Source organism: Aquibium microcysteis (assembly GCF_014495845.1).
GTDB classification, from domain to species: Bacteria; Pseudomonadota; Alphaproteobacteria; order Rhizobiales; family Rhizobiaceae; genus Aquibium; species Aquibium microcysteis.
In genome coordinates, this window is the sequence record NZ_CP061080.1 from 2,081,661 (window position 1) to 2,097,214 (window position 15,554).

18 protein-coding genes are annotated in these 15,554 nt (G+C 66.4%); 5 read left to right on the plus strand and 13 right to left on the minus strand.

Translation table 11 applies throughout. From position 1 onward, the window contains the following. Positions 1-82: 82 nt before the first annotated feature. From paaZ to brnA, 3 genes are read left to right on the plus strand one after another with little or no spacing between them, the layout of a single operon-like run. Positions 83-2,107, plus strand: coding sequence for a phenylacetic acid degradation bifunctional protein PaaZ (gene paaZ / locus IAI54_RS09585; RefSeq protein WP_187972128.1), 2,025 nt, complete (start codon positions 83-85; stop codon positions 2,105-2,107). Between the two features lie 49 nt (positions 2,108-2,156). Next, positions 2,157-2,429, plus strand: coding sequence for a BrnT family toxin (locus IAI54_RS09590; protein WP_187972129.1), 273 nt, complete (start codon positions 2,157-2,159; stop codon positions 2,427-2,429). Next, positions 2,407-2,631: a type II toxin-antitoxin system BrnA family antitoxin gene (gene brnA, locus IAI54_RS09595; protein ID WP_210321229.1), complete on the plus strand. Its 225-nt coding sequence runs from the start codon at positions 2,407-2,409 to the stop codon at positions 2,629-2,631. Before IAI54_RS09590 ends, brnA begins: the two co-directional genes overlap by 23 nt. Here brnA and IAI54_RS09600 read toward each other — a convergent pair whose 3' ends face one another. The 7 genes from IAI54_RS09600 to pcaC all read right to left on the minus strand — a co-directional run bounded on the left by IAI54_RS09600 (position 2,632) and on the right by pcaC (position 7,195). Further along, entirely contained in the window at positions 2,632-3,801 is a 1,170-nt protein-coding gene (locus IAI54_RS09600; RefSeq protein WP_187972130.1) for an MFS transporter, read from the minus strand. Continuing rightward, positions 3,798-4,898 carry a 3-carboxy-cis,cis-muconate cycloisomerase gene (locus IAI54_RS09605; RefSeq protein WP_187973089.1) on the minus strand — a complete coding sequence of 367 codons (1,101 nt, stop codon included), beginning with the start codon at positions 4,896-4,898 and terminating at the stop codon, positions 3,798-3,800. The genes IAI54_RS09600 and IAI54_RS09605 overlap by 4 nt, the downstream gene beginning before the upstream one ends. A gap of 15 nt (positions 4,899-4,913) precedes the next feature. Further along, positions 4,914-5,525 (minus strand): protocatechuate 3,4-dioxygenase subunit alpha, encoded by a 612-nt coding sequence (pcaG, locus tag IAI54_RS09610; protein ID WP_187972131.1) that lies wholly within the window; start codon positions 5,523-5,525, stop codon positions 4,914-4,916. A gap of 15 nt (positions 5,526-5,540) precedes the next feature. Then, entirely contained in the window at positions 5,541-5,807 is a 267-nt protein-coding gene (locus IAI54_RS09615; RefSeq protein WP_187972132.1) for a type II toxin-antitoxin system RelE family toxin, read from the minus strand. Next, a complete protein-coding gene (gene relB, locus IAI54_RS09620) occupies positions 5,791-6,018 on the minus strand; it encodes a type II toxin-antitoxin system RelB family antitoxin (RefSeq protein WP_187972133.1) in 228 nt (75 codons plus the stop codon). Before relB ends, IAI54_RS09615 begins: the two co-directional genes overlap by 17 nt. A 62-nt stretch (positions 6,019-6,080) precedes the next feature. Next, positions 6,081-6,839 carry a protocatechuate 3,4-dioxygenase subunit beta gene (pcaH, locus tag IAI54_RS09625; RefSeq protein ID WP_187972134.1) on the minus strand — a complete coding sequence of 253 codons (759 nt, stop codon included), beginning with the start codon at positions 6,837-6,839 and terminating at the stop codon, positions 6,081-6,083. After that, a complete protein-coding gene (pcaC, locus tag IAI54_RS09630; protein WP_420838301.1) occupies positions 6,836-7,195 on the minus strand; it encodes a 4-carboxymuconolactone decarboxylase in 360 nt (119 codons plus the stop codon). Before pcaC ends, pcaH begins: the two co-directional genes overlap by 4 nt. A 145-nt stretch (positions 7,196-7,340) precedes the next feature. Between pcaC and pcaQ the strand changes: the two genes are divergently transcribed. Then, the gene (pcaQ, locus tag IAI54_RS09635; protein ID WP_187972136.1) at positions 7,341-8,285 is read left to right on the plus strand and encodes a pca operon transcription factor PcaQ; all 945 of its coding nucleotides are present in this window, start codon (positions 7,341-7,343) and stop codon (positions 8,283-8,285) included. On the opposite strand, the gene pobA is transcribed toward pcaQ, so the two are convergent. Then, on the minus strand, positions 8,264-9,436 hold the full coding sequence (pobA, locus tag IAI54_RS09640) for a 4-hydroxybenzoate 3-monooxygenase (protein WP_187972137.1): 1,173 nt from the start codon (positions 9,434-9,436) through the stop codon (positions 8,264-8,266). The two genes, pcaQ and pobA, sit on opposite strands and share 22 nt — an antisense overlap. Before the next feature lie 91 nt (positions 9,437-9,527). On the opposite strand from pobA, the gene IAI54_RS09645 reads away from it, so the two are divergent. Beyond that, a complete protein-coding gene (locus IAI54_RS09645) occupies positions 9,528-10,469 on the plus strand; it encodes a helix-turn-helix domain-containing protein (RefSeq protein ID WP_235679309.1) in 942 nt (313 codons plus the stop codon). A 31-nt stretch (positions 10,470-10,500) separates the two neighbouring features. Here the strand turns inward: IAI54_RS09645 and IAI54_RS09650 are convergent, their stop codons facing one another. The 5 genes from IAI54_RS09650 to IAI54_RS09670 all read right to left on the minus strand — a co-directional run bounded on the left by IAI54_RS09650 (position 10,501) and on the right by IAI54_RS09670 (position 15,494). Further along, complete coding sequence (locus tag IAI54_RS09650; protein WP_235679310.1) at positions 10,501-11,535, minus strand: fatty acid desaturase; 1,035 nt, start codon at positions 11,533-11,535, stop codon at positions 10,501-10,503. Positions 11,536-11,747: 212 nt separating this feature from the next. Then, positions 11,748-11,957 carry a cold-shock protein gene (locus tag IAI54_RS09655; protein ID WP_187972139.1) on the minus strand — a complete coding sequence of 70 codons (210 nt, stop codon included), beginning with the start codon at positions 11,955-11,957 and terminating at the stop codon, positions 11,748-11,750. 552 nt (positions 11,958-12,509) lie between these two features. Then, on the minus strand, positions 12,510-13,055 hold the full coding sequence (locus IAI54_RS09660; RefSeq protein ID WP_187972140.1) for a hypothetical protein: 546 nt from the start codon (positions 13,053-13,055) through the stop codon (positions 12,510-12,512). Between the two features lie 316 nt (positions 13,056-13,371). Then, a complete protein-coding gene (locus tag IAI54_RS09665; RefSeq protein ID WP_187972141.1) occupies positions 13,372-14,346 on the minus strand; it encodes an ABC transporter substrate-binding protein in 975 nt (324 codons plus the stop codon). A gap of 23 nt (positions 14,347-14,369) precedes the next feature. Beyond that, positions 14,370-15,494, minus strand: a complete 1,125-nt coding sequence (locus IAI54_RS09670) for an ABC transporter permease (protein WP_187972142.1) — start codon at positions 15,492-15,494, stop codon at positions 14,370-14,372. Positions 15,495-15,554 lie beyond the last annotated feature (60 nt).

Here is a 15,554-nt window from a genome sequence, read left to right on the forward strand (position 1 = left end):
TGCCCGGCAGGGCAGAGGGGGGTGCGACGGAGTGCAGACGGCCCGGTAGGGCCACAAATCACCAGATACCAGGAGCCGCATCATGACCATCCTCGCCCTGAACAGCTATGCCGCCGGCCGCTGGGTCGCCCCGTCCGGACGGCTGACCGACCTGAAGAGCGCCGTCGACGGCCGTGTCGTGGCGCGGCTCGGCGCCGAGCTCGATTTCGCGGCGATGACCGCGCATGCGCGGAGCGTCGGCGGGCCGGCGCTGCGGGCGATGACCTTCCATCAGCGCGCGGCGATGCTGAAGGGGCTGGCGCAGTATCTCAACGAGCGGCGCGAGGCGCTCTACGAACTGTCCTACGACACTGGCGCCACCAAGGCCGATTCGATGATCGACATCGACGGCGGCATCGGCACGATGTTTGTCTATGCCTCGAAGGGCAGGCGCGAGCTTCCCGACGACGTGATTTACGTCGAGCCGGGGATCGAACAGTTCGGCAAGACCGGCAGCTTCCTCGGCCAGCACGTGGCGACCTCGCTGCAGGGCGTGGCGCTCCACATCAACGCCTTCAACTTCCCGGTCTGGGGCATGCTGGAAAAGCTGTCGCCGACGCTGCTGGCCGGCGTGCCCGCGATCGTCAAGCCGGCTTCGGCGACGGCCTGGCTGGCCGAGGCCGCCTTCCGCATGATGATCGAGTCCGGCCTGCTGCCGGAGGGCGCCGTGCAGTTCGTGGCCGGCTCCACCGGCGACCTGATCGACCGGCTGGGCTCGCAGGACGTCGTCTCCTTCACCGGGTCGGCGGCGACCGCCGGCATGCTGCGCGGCAACCGCAATCTGCTCGACAACGCGGTGCGCTTCGTGGCCGAGCAGGATTCGCTCAACGCGACGATCCTCGGCCCCGACGCGGCACCGGGCACGCCCGAGTTCGACACCTTCGTGCGCGAGGTGCATCGCGAGATGACGGCCAAGGCCGGCCAAAAATGCACGGCCATCCGCCGCATCCTGGTGCCGGCGGCGCACCGCGAGGCGGTGATCGCTGCGATCAGCGAGAAGCTGGCGAAGACGCCGGTGGGCGATCCCCGCGCGGAAGGCACGCGGATGGGCGCGCTGGCGAGCCTCGCGCAGCGCGAGGACGTGCTGGAGAAGGCGCGGCTGATCGGCACCGAGGCGCGCTGCGTCTTCGGCGGCGACGGGTTCGCGCCCGCGAGCGTCGACGTCGAGGCCGGCGCCTTCGTGTCGCCGATGCTGTTTGCCTGCGACGACCCGGACGGCGCGGAGAAGGTGCATTCGGTGGAGGCCTTCGGCCCGGTCTCGACCGTCATGGCCTATCGCGACCTCGACCATGCGACGGCGCTCGCCAACCGCGGCGCGGGCTCGCTGGTCGCCTCGGTGTTCACGCAAGACCCGGCGGTGGCGCGGCAGGTGGTGATCGCGTCGGGCGCCTTCCACGGACGGCTCTACTTCGCCAACCGCGACACCGGCAAGGAAGCGACCGGGCACGGCTCCCCCCTGCCCCATCTCGTGCATGGCGGCCCCGGCCGCGCCGGTGGCGGCGAGGAGATGGGCGGCATCCGCGGCGTGATGCACTACATGCAGCGCACCGCGGTCCAGGCGAGCCCGGACCTGCTCGCCGGCATCACCAGGAGCTTCGTGAAGGGCTCGACGACGCTCAGGAAGGACGTTCACCCGTTCCGCATGTCCTTCGGCGAACTGGAGATCGGCCACACGCTGGAGACCGCGACGCGCGCGGTGACGCTGGCCGACATCGAGCACTTCGCCGAGTTCACCGGCGACACTTTCTATGCCCACATGGACGAGGAGGCGGCGAAGGCGAACCCGTTCTTCCCCGGCCGGGTGGCGCATGGCTACCTGATCCTCTCCTTCGCGGCCGGCCTCTTCGTCGACCCGGCGCCGGGGCCGGTGCTCGCCAATTACGGCCTCGACAACCTGCGCTTCACCAAGCCGGTCTCGCCCGGCGACACGCTCAAGGTGCGGCTGACGGCCAAGGAGAAGACGCTGCGCAACCCCGGCCATGGCGAGGTGCGCTGGGACGTGGCAGTGACCAACCAGAACGGCGAGCAGGTGGCGACCTACGAGCTGCTGACGATGAACGCGGTCTGACTGGACGCCGGATGGCGGCCATACCATCTCAATGGTATGGTTCGCCGTCATGGAATTCGAGTACGATCCCGCCAAGAGCGCGTCGAACAAGGACAAGCACGGCATCGACTTCGAGGAAGCGAAGGCTCTCGGGAAGGACGATGACCTTTTGGAGATCGAAGCTAGATCCGGTGAGGAAAATCGCTTCTTTGCCATCGGCCGGATCGGCGGCGTCAGTTGGACTGCGGTTTGCACGATCCGGAACGGCCGGTTGCGGTTGATATCGGTCCGCCGGTCGCGGACGACAGAGGTCAAGGCCTATGAAACGAATATCAGCGACTGAACTCGACAAGAAATTCGACGACGGCGAGGATGTGTCCGAATACTTCGACTGGTCCACCGCCCGACGACCGAACCGCGAGCCCACGCTTGTCGACGTCGAGCTTCCGACCTGGATGGTGAACGGTCTCGACATCGAAGCGCAGCGGCTGGGAATCACCCGGCAGGCGCTGATCAGGACCTGGCTGGAAGAAAAGCTGAAGTGATCAGCCCCGCGGACGCCAGGCCAGCAGGGCAGCCAGGCTGACGAGGCAGATCGCCAGCAGCGCCGTGGCGAAGCCCGCCACGCTGTCGCCCGTCAGCACCACCAGAGCCGAGACGAGCAGCGCCGAGCCGATCTGGCTGACGAAGCCGTAGAAGGCGGCGGTGAAGCCGGCGATGTCGCCATGAGGGTCGAGCACCATGGCGGCCGCGTTGGAATAGACGATCAGGTAGCTGGTGGCGAAGAGCGTGATCAGCGCCGTCATCAGGACGGCGCTGATGATCCCGGCGACGATGAAGCCGAGCATCAGCGCCACCGAGGCAACGAGGACCAGATTGGCGAGGATCATCGCGTTGACGATGCCGACGCTGCGGATCAGCCGGCGGTTCGCCGCCTGCCCGAGGACGATGCCGAGCCCGTGGAACGCGAAATAGACGGCGAAGGTCGTCCCGCTCAGCCCGAAGGCATGTTCGTAGATACGCGGCGTCGAGGCCAGGATGAGCAGCATCGAGGCCATCACGACCGCCGACAGAAAGACGAAGTAGCGCGATTGCGGATGCGCGAGCAGACGCCGCGACCGCTGCGCGAAGACGGTGAGCCGCATCGCATCGGGCGCCCGCGTTCGCAGGGTCTCGGGCAGCGGCACGAGCACGATCAGCAGCCCGGCGGCAAAGACCGACAGGCCGAGGAAGATGAAGCGCCAGCCGGCGAGCGCCGCGACGCCGGCGCCGAGCAGCGGCGCGAAGATGGGGCCGACGGCGAAGATGGCGGTCGCAAGCGCGAGGTTGCGTGCCAGATCCTCGCCCGCGAAGCGGTCGCGGATGATGGCGCGCGACGACACGATCGCGGCAGCCGCGCCCAGCCCCTGCAGCACCCGGCAGGCGAGCATGAGACTGATCGAAGAGGCGAAGGCTGCGCCGAGACAGCCGAGCAGGAAGAGCCCCAGTCCGGAAGCGAGCACCGGCCGCCTGCCGAACCGGTCGGACGCCGATCCCCAGAACAGCTGGCCGATGCCGGCGCCGATCATGTAGGACGTGATCGTCCACTGCACGAGCTCGAACCGCGTACCGAGGTCGCCCACCATGGCAGGAAAGGAGGGCAGCGTGATGTCGACCGAGAAGGACGAGATCGACATCAGCACGCCGCAATAGGCGACGATCCAGCGCTCCTTCACGAGCGGGCGTCCCTGGCGGGCGCACCGACGGCGCCGTTCTCCAAGGGCCTGAACGCGACTTGCCCGACCAGCGCCCGGGCATGCCGCAACGCGGTGGACGCGGCCATCACCATCTGCGGCAGCAGCATCCATTCCAGCGTCCAGGCCGCACCCGAACGCTCGTTCTCATGCACCAGCGACTGGTGCATGCCCGAAAGCAGCGTCGCGTTGAAGCGCGCCAGCGTGACCAGCGTCTCGGCGCCGACCGGATTGACCTTGTGCGGCATCGCCGACGAGCCGCCGCCGCCCGACAGCCTGATCTCGCCCACCTCGCTCTGCGCGGCGAGCGCGACGTCCTGGCCCATCTTGCCGAGACTTCCGGTGACGAACGACAGCCAGGACGCCAGTTCCGCGACGCCGTCCCGCTCGCTGTGGCGTGGGCGGTCGACGGGGGCAAGGTCGAGCAGATCCGCGAGCCGCCGTGTCACGGCCCCGGCCTTGTCGCCGAGTTTTTCCAGCGTTCCGGCCGCGCCGCCGAAATGCAGGATGGCGACGCCGGCCGCGACGGCATCGAGCCGCGTGCGGTGGCGGGCGAGCGGATCGCGCCAGCTCGCGATCTTGCGCGCCGCGGGCACCGGGATCGCCGCCTGCATGCGGGTGTGACCCATCACCTCGATCGCGCCGTCCCGCGCCTGCAGCGCGTCGAGCGCACCGACGACGGCGTCGAGACGGCGGCCCAGGAGGGCGAGCGCCGGTTTCAGGCGCAGCGCGAGGCCGGTGTCGATGACGTCCTGACTTGTCGCGCCGAGATGGACGAAGCCGGCCGCCTCGTCGCCGACCGCCGCCCGGAGCTGGCGCACGAGGTCGGGAATGACCACGCCGTCGCGGGCGACGCCGGCCTGGAGCGCCGCAAGGTCGGGCTCGAAGCCCGCGAGCGCATCGATGATGCGGTGCGCGGCCGCGGCGGGGACGATGCCTTCGGCAGCTTCAGCCCTGGCGAGCGCCGTCTCGAAGGCGAGCATCGCGCCGACGTCCGCCTCGACGGAGAAGAACGGCGCCATGTCCGCATCGCCCAGCAGACCGCTGAGGAATGGGTGCTCGAAGGGCGATGCGGACATGAAGGACACGCGGTCTCAGATGTCGAAGAAGATGGTTTCGCGGTCACCCTGCAGGTGGATGTCGAAGGTGTAGACGTCGCCGTCGCGCGGGGCGATCAGGGTCGGCACGCGCACCTTGTGCTCCACCCGCTGCAGGATCGGATCCTGCGCGTTCGCCTCCACCTCGTCGCCGAAATACATGCGCGTGTGCAGGCCGAGGTTGATGCCGCGCGCGACGATCCAGAAGGTGATGTGCGGCGCCATCGGCCGGCCGTCGCGGAACGGCACGCGGCCGGGCTTGATCGTGTGGAAGACGAACTCGCCGCTGTCCATGTCGGCCGCGCAGCGCCCCCAGCCGGTGAAGTTGGGATCCGCCGAGCCGCGCATCTCGGACGGCGAATTGTAGAGCCCGTCGGCATCGGCCTGCCAGATCTCGATCAGCGAATCGCGCAGCGGCGTGCCGGAACCGTCGATGACGCGTGCCTTGACCGTGATGCGCTCGCCCTTGGTCTTGTCGTTGACCATCCGGATGCCGAGGTCCTCCGGATAGACGCCGCCGATGTCGCAGAAGTTCGGCGTCAGGCCGATGTGGACATAGGGTCCCGCGGTCTGCGAGGCGGTTTCCTTGAGGCGGCCGAGCGATTGCATGGTTCTTCTCCCGAGCTAGCGATAGATGTCCGATCGGTGGCCGATCTCGACCACCAGGACGACGAGTGTCTTGTCCCTGATCTCGCAGACGAGGCGATAGTCGCCCACGCGATAGGACCAGTAGTTTTCGAGCGACGCGTGAAGCGCCTTCCCCAGGGTACGGGGATTGTCGAGCAGCGCTACACGGCCGCGCAGAAACTCCGCTATCCGCTTCGAGACCTGACGGTCGAGCTTGCGCAGCGACTTCTTCGCCGTATCGGAAAGCTCAATCGTCCAGGCCAAGGTCGCGGATCACTTCTTCGAGTGGATAGGTCCTCTCCTCGCCGCGGCGGATGCGTTCCGAAACCTCGACCGCGGTGTAGTAGTCTTCCAGGTCGTCGAGCCCTTCGGTGATCAGCTGCCGCAGATAATAGGCCTTTGTCCGTCCGGTGCGGGCGGCGAGGGCATCCAGGCGGGCTTCGATTTCGGGTTCGAGGCGGATCGAGGTCGGCATGGCGAAGTCTCCGGCGTTGAATACATGTAGTCTATGTATTCAACGCCGTTCGGAATGGCGAATCAATTCCCTTCCACGCGGTTCTCGAACATCGTCGAGCGGCGGCCGCGCAGCACGAGGTCGAACTTGTAGGCCATGGCGTCCATCGGGATCGTGTACTCCATGTCCAGCGGCGCGATCAGGCTCTCGATCGCCTCGCGGCTGGGGATGGTCGACACGATCGGGCACTTCCAGATCAGCGGGTCGCCCTCGAAATACATCTGCGTGATCAGGCGCTGCGCGAAGCCGTTGCCGAAGACCGAGAAATGGATGTGGCGCGGCCGCCAGTCGTTGACGCCGTTCGGCCAGGGATAGGGACCCGGCTTGATGGTGCGGAACGAGTAGGAGCCGTCCTCGCCGGTGATGGTCCGGCCGCAGCCGCCGAAATTCGGGTCGAGCGGCGCGAGATAGCCGTCCTTCTTGTGGCGGTAGCGGCCGCCCGCATTGGCCTGCCAGAACTCCACCAGCACGTTCGGCACGCCCCTGCCGCGCTCGTCGAGCACGCGCCCGTAGACGATGATGCGCTCGCCGATGGCGCTCTCGCCCGGCCTGGCGAAGTTCAGGATCAGGTCGTTGTCCAGCTCGCCGATAATGTTGTGGCCGAAGGTCGGTCCCGTGATCTCGCTGATGGTGTTGTCGAGCGACATCAGCGCCCGCTGCGGCGAGCGCAGCACCGAGGTCTTGTACTGCGGCGTGAATGCCGGCGGATGCCACTCGCGGTCGCGCTGGAAGAACGAGCCCGTCTCGGGCTTCTGGTTGGACAAGCCGTTGCTTGCGGTCATGTGCTGGCCTCCTCCATCTCGGCAAGGGTCTGTTTCACGATCTTGATCGCGTGGTTGGCGGCGGGGACGCCGGCATAGATGGCGACGTGCAGCATCGCCTCGCGGATGTCGTCCGGCGTCGCGCCGGTGTTGGCGGTAGCCCGCACATGCATCGCGACCTCGTCATGGTGGCCGAGGGCTGCCAGCAGGGCGAGCGTCACCATCGAGCGCTCGCGCTTAGTCCAGTGCGGCCGCGACCAGACGTGGCCCCAGGCCGCTTCCGTGATGAGGTCCTGGAACGGTTCGTCGAAGGCAGTCTTCTTCGCCTGCGCCCGGTCGACATGGTCGTTGCCCAGCACGCTGCGGCGAGTCGCCATGCCCTCCTGGTAACGCGCGGATTTTGCTTCTTCGTCGGCCACAGAATCCTCCCGTGGGGCTGTCAGTGTATACATAGCAGGGGCCCGCTGTTAAGAATAATCCGGATTTCGGTGGAACCGATAATTTTTCCGGTATGGTTCAGCCATGCACGTCAAGACCCGCCACCTGACGACCTTCCTGGAAGTGGCCCGGCATGGCAGCGTCGGCCGTGCAGCCGAGACGCTGCACGTCTCGCAGCCGGCGGTGACCCGGACGCTGCGCGAGCTGGAAGAGGAACTGGGCTGCGCCCTGGTCGAGCGCGACGGGCGCGGCATCCGGCTGACGGCGGCGGGCCGGGAGTTCCGACGCCACGCGGGCGCGAGCCTCGCCGCGCTGCGCAAGGGCGTCGACGCGGTCCGCCGCGTCGGCGCCGACGAGAGCCCGCCGCTGCGCATCGGCGCGCTTCCGACCGTTTCGGCGCGGATCATGCCGACAGCGGTGCGCGCGCTGCTGCAGGCGAGCGACGTCCGGCTGAAGATCGTCACCGGCGAGAACGCGGTCCTGCTCGACCAGCTCACCCGCGGCGATCTCGACGTCGTCGTCGGCCGGCTGGCGGCGCCGGAGCGGATGCTGGGGCTGACCTTCGAGCACCTCTATTCGGAACAGGTGGTCTTCGTCGTGCGGCGCGGCCACCCGCTGCTCGAAGCGCCGAGCTTCGCCTTCCCGGACCTGCGCGGATATCCGGTGGTGATGCCGACGCGGTCGGCCGTCATCCGCCCCTTCGTCGACCGGCTGCTGGTCGCGCACGGGCTGGCCGACCTGCGCGCCCGCATCGAAAGCGTCTCCGACAGCTTCGGCCGCGCCTTCCTGCGCGAGACCGACGCGATCTGGATCATCTCGGAGGGGGTGGTGGCCAACGAGATCGCGGCGGGCACCCTCGCCCGACTGCCGATCGACACGTCCGAGACGCGCGGCGCCGTCGGGATAACGCTGCGGGCCGACCGCGACCCCTCCCCGGCCCTCGACCGCTTCACCCGTGTGCTGCGCGAGGTCGCGGCCGGCGAGCGGGACTCGCCGCGCAGCGACGGTCAGTACGGCAGACCGACATAGTTCTCGGCCAGCGCCATCGACGCCGCGCGCGAATTGACCGTGTAGTCGAGTTCCGCCTCCTGGATCTTCTGGCCGAACTCGCCGTCGTCGGGAAACCGGTGCATCAGCGACGTCATCCACCACGAAAAGCGTTCCGCCTTCCAGATGCGGCGCAGCGCTCTGGCAGAATAGCCATCGATCCCGGCCATGGACTTCTCTGCATAGAACTCCCGCAGCGCGTCGAACAGGTAGCGCACGTCGCTGGCGGCGAGGTTCAAACCCTTGGCCCCGGTCGGCGGCACGATGTGGCCGGCGTCGCCGACGAGGAACATGCGGCCGAAGCGCAGCGGCTCGGCCACGAAGGAGCGCAGCGGCGCGATCGACTTCTCGATCGAGGGACCGGTGACCATCGTCTCCGCGGCATCCGGCGTCAGGCGGCGGCGGATTTCGTCCCAGAACCGATCGTCGCACCAGTTCTCGACCTTGTCGTCGAGCGGCACCTGGACGTAGTAGCGGCTGCGGGTATGCGAGCGCATCGAGCACAGCGCGAATCCGCGCGGATGGTTGGCATAGATGAGCTCGTGGTTGACCGGCGGAACCTCGGCGATGATGCCCAGCCAGCCGAAGGGATAGATCTTTTCGTAGACCTTGAGCAGCGCGGCCGGAGCGGCCTTGCGCGACGCGCCGTGGAAGCCGTCGCAGCCGGCGATGAAGTCGCAGTCGATCCGGTGCTCCACGTCGTCCTTCCGGTAGGTGACGAAGGGCGTGTCGCGATCGAAATCATGCAGTGCGACGTCGGCCGCCTCGTAGACGGTCCTGCCGCCGGTCCGCTCGCGCAGGTCCATCAGGTCGCGCGTCACCTCGGTCTGTCCGTAGACCATCACGCGCTTGCCGCCGGTCAGGCCGAAAAGGTCGATCCGGTGACGCTGCCCGCCGAAGGTCAGGTCGAAGCCGTCATGCGGCAGGCCCTCGGCCCGCATGCGCTGCGCCGCGCCGGCTTCCTCGAGCATGGCACAGGTGCCCTCCTCCAGCACTCCGGCGCGGATGCGCGACAGGACGTAGTCCCGGGTCGATCGCTCGAGGATGACGTTGTCGATGCCGGCGTTGGAGAGCAGCTGACCGAGCAGCAGGCCGGACGGCCCGGACCCGATGATGACGACCTGGGTGCGCATGGTGTCCTCCCGCGTGATGCCCGCCCGGCGGCTTCGCCGGACACGGCGTTGATGTCCTTCTGCTATCTGTCCCGCGCGCTGGCCCGTCTCAATGGACGCTTCGCGCAATCTCTTGCACGATCCGAACATCTCCGGCATCGTGCCGCCGATGAACCGCTACGTTCCGACCTATCAGCTCTACGGCGAGGAGATCGAGCGGGAAGGCCGTTTCTGGCTGCACTGCGAGACGATTCCCGAGCGCAGCCGCCTGCACGACTGGGAAATCCGGCCGCACCGGCACGACGCCTTCTTCCAGATGTTGCACATTTCGGACGGAACCGGAGACGTCCTGGTGGGCGACGCCTATCGCGGCTTCGGTGCCGACACGGTAATCTTCATCCCGCCCGGCGTGGTTCATGGCTTCCGGTTCTCGCGCGACATCGGCGGGCTCGTCGTCACGGTCCTGCGCGAGCGGCTCGACCTGCCGGCCGGGGCGAGCCCGCATCTGGCGGCCTTCGCGGCCGAACCGCGGATCGTCGCGGACGCCGAGGCGCGCGCGCGGCTGGCGGTCGATTCGCTCCACCGCATCGCCGCAGAGATCGCCGGTCACGGCATCGGCCGCATGATGCTCGCCGAGGCTCTGGTGACGGCGGCGCTGATCGACCTCGCCCGGGCGTGCGGCGCACGCGCCGACCCGGCTCCGGATCCGCAGAGCCGCGACCAGCAGCGCCTCGAACGGCTGGCCTCGCTGATCAACGCGCATTTTCGACAACACCGGCCTGCCGCCTTCTATGCCGAGCGGATCGGCATCTCGCCGGCTCATCTCAACCGCATCGCCCGGGCGCGCACCGGCCGCAGCCTGCAGGACCTGATCGCGGCACGCCTGCTGGACGAAGCGCGCCGCAGCCTCGTCTTCACCTTCCTGCCGGCTCAGGCGATCGCGCACGACCTCGGCTTTTCCGATCCGGCCTATTTCAGCCGTTTCTTCTCCCGGCACACGGGCGAGAGCCCGTCGGCCTACCGCGCGCGGGAACGGGCGCGGCTGAGGTTGTGACGGGGCGACCCGTGCCGCGGCGCCGGAGACGTCACGCGATGGCGAGCCCGCGCGCGTCCCTGAACGACACAAGGCGCCGCGCCTTCTCGTCCCACAGAACGAGCCGGACGCATTTCAGGCTATCGAGCAGCGTGATCCGGCCCATGTCGCGCAGTTCGGGATGGTCGCGGAGCACTTCGGGCAGGCGGTAGAACGGGATCTTCGCCGCGAGGTGGTGGACGTGGTGGATGCCGATGTTGCCGGTGAACCAGCGCAGCACCGGCGGGAGATCATAATGCGAACTGCCGTGCAGGGCCGCGTGCTGGAAGCTCCACTCGCCCTCCTCCGACCAGTGCGTTTCCTCGAACTGGTGCTGGACGTAGAACAGCCACACGCCCGCCGTCGCCGCCATCAGCGTGATCGGCACCTGCACCACGAGGAACGGAACCAGGCCGACCAGCCAGATCATCGCCGCGACCGGAACGGCGATGGCGAGATTGGTGGCGATGGTCGAGACCCAGGGCTGCGCGCCGGCGCGCATCAGGCCGATGGGCAGACGGTACTGGCACAGGAACAGCCAGGCCGGGCCGAGACCGAACATCACCACCGGGTGGCGGTAGAGGCGGTAGCGCAAGCGCCCGAACCGGGACAGCGCCTGATATTCCCGCACCGTCAGCGTGTCGACGTCGCCGATGCCGCGCCGGTCGAGATTGCCGGCCGACGCATGATGCACGGCGTGGGTGCGGCGCCAGTAATCATAGGGCGTCAGGGTGAAGACGCCGAGGATTCGCCCGGTCCAGTCGTTGAGGCCGCGCTGCGCAAACAGCGTTCCATGGCCGCAATCATGCTGCAGGATGAACAGCCGCACCAGGAGGCCGGCGGCGGGAATGGTCAGAACCAGGCCCCACCAGTGGCCGTCGAGCACCGCGACAGCCGCGAGCGCCCAAAGCCCGACAAAAGGGATGGCCGTCACCGCGATTTCGAACCAGCTGCGCAATGCGCTCGGCTCGCGATACTTCGCCAGGAGCAGGCTCCAGGACGGCTTTCTGCTCTGCTGTTCGGGGGCGTCGGCAAGGATTGCAGTCACATTGTCTCCGGATTCTCGAAAGGGAAGGCGAACACTCGACCGCGGAAGGCCGGCATTCGGGGAGGAGCGATGGCGGGAGCCCATGCCCGGAGCCGCGCCGAATCACTCCCGGCGGCCCCTCCATAGCAAAAAGGCCGGGCGCTAGCCCGACCTCTCAGTTCACCTCGACGTTCCGTGCCAGTTCATCCGTGGTCACGGAACGGAAGTGCGATTTATGCCGCCTGGAGATTTTCCGCGGCGTTCTTGCCCGAGCGCTTGTCGCGGACGACTTCGAAGCTGAGCTTCTGGCCTTCCACGATCGTGCGCATGCCGGCACGCTCGACGGCGGAGATATGGACGAACACGTCCTGAGCGCCGTCCTCGGGCTGGATGAAGCCGAAGCCCTTGGTGGCGTTGAAGAACTTTACGGTGCCAATGGTCATGACGATTTCCTTTCAATCGGTCACGTTTGAAGACTTGCCGCACCGAATGCACGGCAATGTCCAGAGATCGACTTTGAGCGGGAAGATCGTCCGTGGTGCGTCGCCGCACCGAAAAACAAAGTTCAACAACAAGATCGATGGGCTCTACATAGGGGCAATCGGTGTCCGAAACAAGGCAAGGACCGAACCGAGCGCGAGAAATTTCGCCCGGCGTCCTGCGAGTGGCATAAACGAGATCCAAAGAATCCTTGTCCGACAAGAGGAAAGAGGCGGTCGCCCGCTCCGCGTCGGGGGATGCGCGCTGATAGTTCAGGGGTCAGCCGAAGGTAACATGCGACTTGCCAGGTCCCGATCCCAAGGGAGATTATGCAAGCGCAAAACTGGTCGCGCCTGCGATGCACGACACCAAAACCAACCGAATCCGATACGCCAGCGGACGTCGGCAATCCCCTTCACGGAGGAGTCGAGCGTCGGCCCGAAGGCCAAGGAAAGGGTCGTCGCAGGTCAAAATTCTGTATTGCTTCAGGAGCACTGTGGAGACCTGTTCGCCGGCTAGCCAGCCGGCGGCAGTCGGTTCTCGGCTCGTTCAGCCTCAAGTATCTCGATCGCCTTGGCTTGCAGGGCAGCGCCAAAATCCGCAGGTACGAGCTCGCTGGCCCGAAGATCGATGATAGCTGGCTGGAAGGTGAACCAGAACCGACGAATTCGCTGCTCATAGGTAAAGAAATTCTCCACTCGGCACAACATGCTTTCGTGGCACTTAACCATGTCATCAAGGATTTCGGTTGCAACAACGATCGTCGGGAGCGCCGATTTCTCTTCAAGGAACTTCTTCACGAGATCGGCGTGAAATTGCAGGGAATTGTTGCTCTTGAGCGCGATGCCATGTTCAGACTGGTATTGCTGGGCAAGGGTCATGGCCGGCAGTACCTCCCCACCGTATCGCGCCTCAAAACTCTTAGAAAGATTAGAGAATATCGCCACGCCCGAGAAGTATTCGAAAGCCGCGACGACCACCACTATCGTTGCAACGATCGACCCGAAAAATTGGAATCCGGAGGCGATCCGGGACACGGGACCTTTTTTTTCGTTCGCCATGTCTACCGGCCTCTACTTCTCCTGGACCCCACAGCAATTAGGGCATGTCATGCATATATCATTCATAGGCTTGTCCGGCCCAGCATGAGCGAAATCTAATGAAACTGCGATTCCAATGCAGAAGAAAACCGCCCGCAACATGAAAGCTCCGTCTTCAACTAGTCGCGAGTGCTCATGATATCATTACGCACATGATATTCATATCATGTGGGAGCCGTCTTGGAAATAGTACTTACGATCTCAATAAGGCATCACGACGTCAAAGAATAAGGGGCGGACAACCGCCCGCCCCTCCCGTCCGCGAGGATGCAGGATCCTACTGGATCGCCTTGTCGGTGATGGCGGTGGTGTAGGCGCCTTCGGCCGGCTTGGAGATGATCTTCTGGTCGAGGAGCGCCTTGGCGGTGCGCTCGTAGGCATCGACGATCAGCTTGCCGTCGGCATTGTCGATGAGCTTGGCGACCTCGCCCATCATGCGCTTCTGGTGATTCTCGTCCTGGCCGCCATTGTCGACCACGATCTCGCCGGCTTCGTCGGGGTTTTCGGCGGCGTATTTCCAGCCCTTCATGGAGGCGCGCACGAAGCGGACCATCTTGTCCTCGAAGGCCGGGTCGGCGAGCTTGTCCTGCAGGACGTAGAGGCCGTCCTCGAGCAGGTCGTTGCCCATGGCCGAGTAGTTGAACACGATCAGGTCTTCCGGCTTGTACCCGGCGTCGATCAGCTGCCAGTACTCGTTGTAGGTCATGACCGAGATGCAGTCGGCCTGCTTCTGGATCAGCGGCTGCACGTCGAAGCTCTGCTTCAGCACGGTGACGCCGTCGGCGCCGCCTTCGGTCGACAGGCCGAGCTTGTTCATCCAGGCGTAGAACGGATATTCGTTGCCGAAGAACCAGACGCCGAGCGTATGGCCCTTGAAGTCGGCCTCGGTCTTCACCGGCCCGTCGGCGGGACAGACGAGCTGCATGCCGGCCTTCTTGAAGGGCTGGGCGATGTTGACGAGGTTCACGCCCTTGTCGCGCGCGGCGAGCGCCGCCGCCATCCAGGTCACGATCACGTCGGCGCCGCCGCCGGCGATCACCTGCTCGGGCGCGATGTCGGGACCGCCCGGCTTGATCGTCACGTCGAGGTTCTCCTCCTCGTAGAAGCCCTTCTCCTTCGCGACGAAATAGCCGGCGAACTGCGCCTGCGTCACCCACTTCAGCTGCAGCGTCACCGCGTCGGCGGCCATGGCCATGTGCGAAGCGGCAAGCGACAGCGCGCCGGCCAGCATGGAAACGATCGTCTTCTTCATGTTTTTATCCCTCTGAAGTTTGTCTATCCACCACGGACAGACGGATGCCAGAACGTTGCGGCCCTTTCGATCAGGGCCAGAACTCCGTAGAAGATCGACCCCGCCAGCGCGGCGACGGCGATCTCCGCCCACACCATGTCGACGTTCATCCTGCCGACTTCGGTGGAGATGCGGAAGCCCATTCCCACCACCGGCGTGCCGAAGAATTCCGCGACGATAGCGCCGATCAGCGCCAGTGTGGAGTTGATTTTGAGCGCGTTGAAGATGAACGGGGCTGCGGCAGGCAGCCGCAGCTTCCACAGCGTCTGCCAATAGCCGGCCGCATAGGTGCGCATCAGGTCGCGCTCCATCGCGCCGGCGGCGGCGAGGCCCGCGACGGTGTTCACCAGCATCGGGAAGAAGGTCATGATGACGACCACCGCCGCCTTCGACGGCCAGTCGAAGCCGAACCACATCACCATGATGGGCGCGACGCCGATGATCGGCAGCGCCGAGACCATGTTGCCGATCGGCATCAGGCCGCGTCGCAGGAACAGGTAGCGGTCGGCGAGGATGGCGACCGCGAAGCCGGCGCCGCATCCCAGCACGTAGCCCGCCAGCACGGCCTTGAAAATCGTCTGCTGCACGTCCGCCGCCAGGATCGGCAGCGAACTGGCGATGCGAAGGCCGATCAGCGACGGCGGCGGCAGCAGGATGAACGGGATGCCGGCACCGCGCACGATCGCCTCCCACAGGATCAGCAGCCAGACGCCGAAGAGGGCCGGCACGAGGAGCCGGACGAGGATGTCGAGGCCGCGGGCACGGGGCCGCATCCGCGACAGCACGGTCACCAGCCGCCAGGCGAGGAGCCAGGCGGCGCAGAGCAACGCGAAGAACGACGCCGTCGCCCCGCCCTCGTTGCCGGCGATCGCCGCGATCAGCAGCCAGGCGGCAGCATGCACGGCGATGAAGAGCAGCGCGGCTTCGAGGACCGCGGCGAGACGCAGGAGCGGCACGAGCGCGCCGGCCGCGAGGAGCGCGAGGATGGGCCACGCCGTGCCATAGGCGGCGCCCGCGTCCGTCACGACGACCGGCAGGCTGAGCAGCGCCACGGCGCAGAGGATGAGCGCGAGGATGGACTGCCAGGGGAGGATGCGGAGGAACGTCATGACGTGACGCTCGGGGTGGGAGAGGATTGCGGGGTCCTGCCCACTGGACAATCGGGCGTT

What these genes read in the sequence shown, in the direction of transcription:
- brnA (WP_210321229.1), top strand. Translation starts at nt 2,407, where the DNA reads ATGAAACGAATATCAGCGACTGAACTCGACAAGAAATTCGACGACGGC.
- IAI54_RS09670 (WP_187972142.1), bottom strand. Translation starts at nt 15,494, where the DNA reads ATGACGTTCCTCCGCATCCTCCCCTGGCAGTCCATCCTCGCGCTCATC.
- IAI54_RS09660 (WP_187972140.1), bottom strand. Translation starts at nt 13,055, where the DNA reads ATGGCGAACGAAAAAAAAGGTCCCGTGTCCCGGATCGCCTCCGGATTC.
- pcaH (WP_187972134.1), bottom strand. Translation starts at nt 6,839, where the DNA reads ATGACCGCAAGCAACGGCTTGTCCAACCAGAAGCCCGAGACGGGCTCG.
- pcaQ (WP_187972136.1), top strand. Translation starts at nt 7,341, where the DNA reads ATGCACGTCAAGACCCGCCACCTGACGACCTTCCTGGAAGTGGCCCGG.
- pobA (WP_187972137.1), bottom strand. Translation starts at nt 9,436, where the DNA reads ATGCGCACCCAGGTCGTCATCATCGGGTCCGGGCCGTCCGGCCTGCTG.
- IAI54_RS09665 (WP_187972141.1), bottom strand. Translation starts at nt 14,346, where the DNA reads ATGAAGAAGACGATCGTTTCCATGCTGGCCGGCGCGCTGTCGCTTGCC.
- paaZ (WP_187972128.1), top strand. Translation starts at nt 83, where the DNA reads ATGACCATCCTCGCCCTGAACAGCTATGCCGCCGGCCGCTGGGTCGCC.
- relB (WP_187972133.1), bottom strand. Translation starts at nt 6,018, where the DNA reads ATGCCGACCTCGATCCGCCTCGAACCCGAAATCGAAGCCCGCCTGGAT.
- IAI54_RS09590 (WP_187972129.1), top strand. Translation starts at nt 2,157, where the DNA reads ATGGAATTCGAGTACGATCCCGCCAAGAGCGCGTCGAACAAGGACAAG.
- pcaG (WP_187972131.1), bottom strand. Translation starts at nt 5,525, where the DNA reads ATGCAATCGCTCGGCCGCCTCAAGGAAACCGCCTCGCAGACCGCGGGA.
- pcaC (WP_420838301.1), bottom strand. Translation starts at nt 7,195, where the DNA reads ATGGCGACTCGCCGCAGCGTGCTGGGCAACGACCATGTCGACCGGGCG.
- IAI54_RS09605 (WP_187973089.1), bottom strand. Translation starts at nt 4,898, where the DNA reads ATGTCCGCATCGCCCTTCGAGCACCCATTCCTCAGCGGTCTGCTGGGC.
- IAI54_RS09645 (WP_235679309.1), top strand. Translation starts at nt 9,528, where the DNA reads ATGGACGCTTCGCGCAATCTCTTGCACGATCCGAACATCTCCGGCATC.
- IAI54_RS09655 (WP_187972139.1), bottom strand. Translation starts at nt 11,957, where the DNA reads ATGACCATTGGCACCGTAAAGTTCTTCAACGCCACCAAGGGCTTCGGC.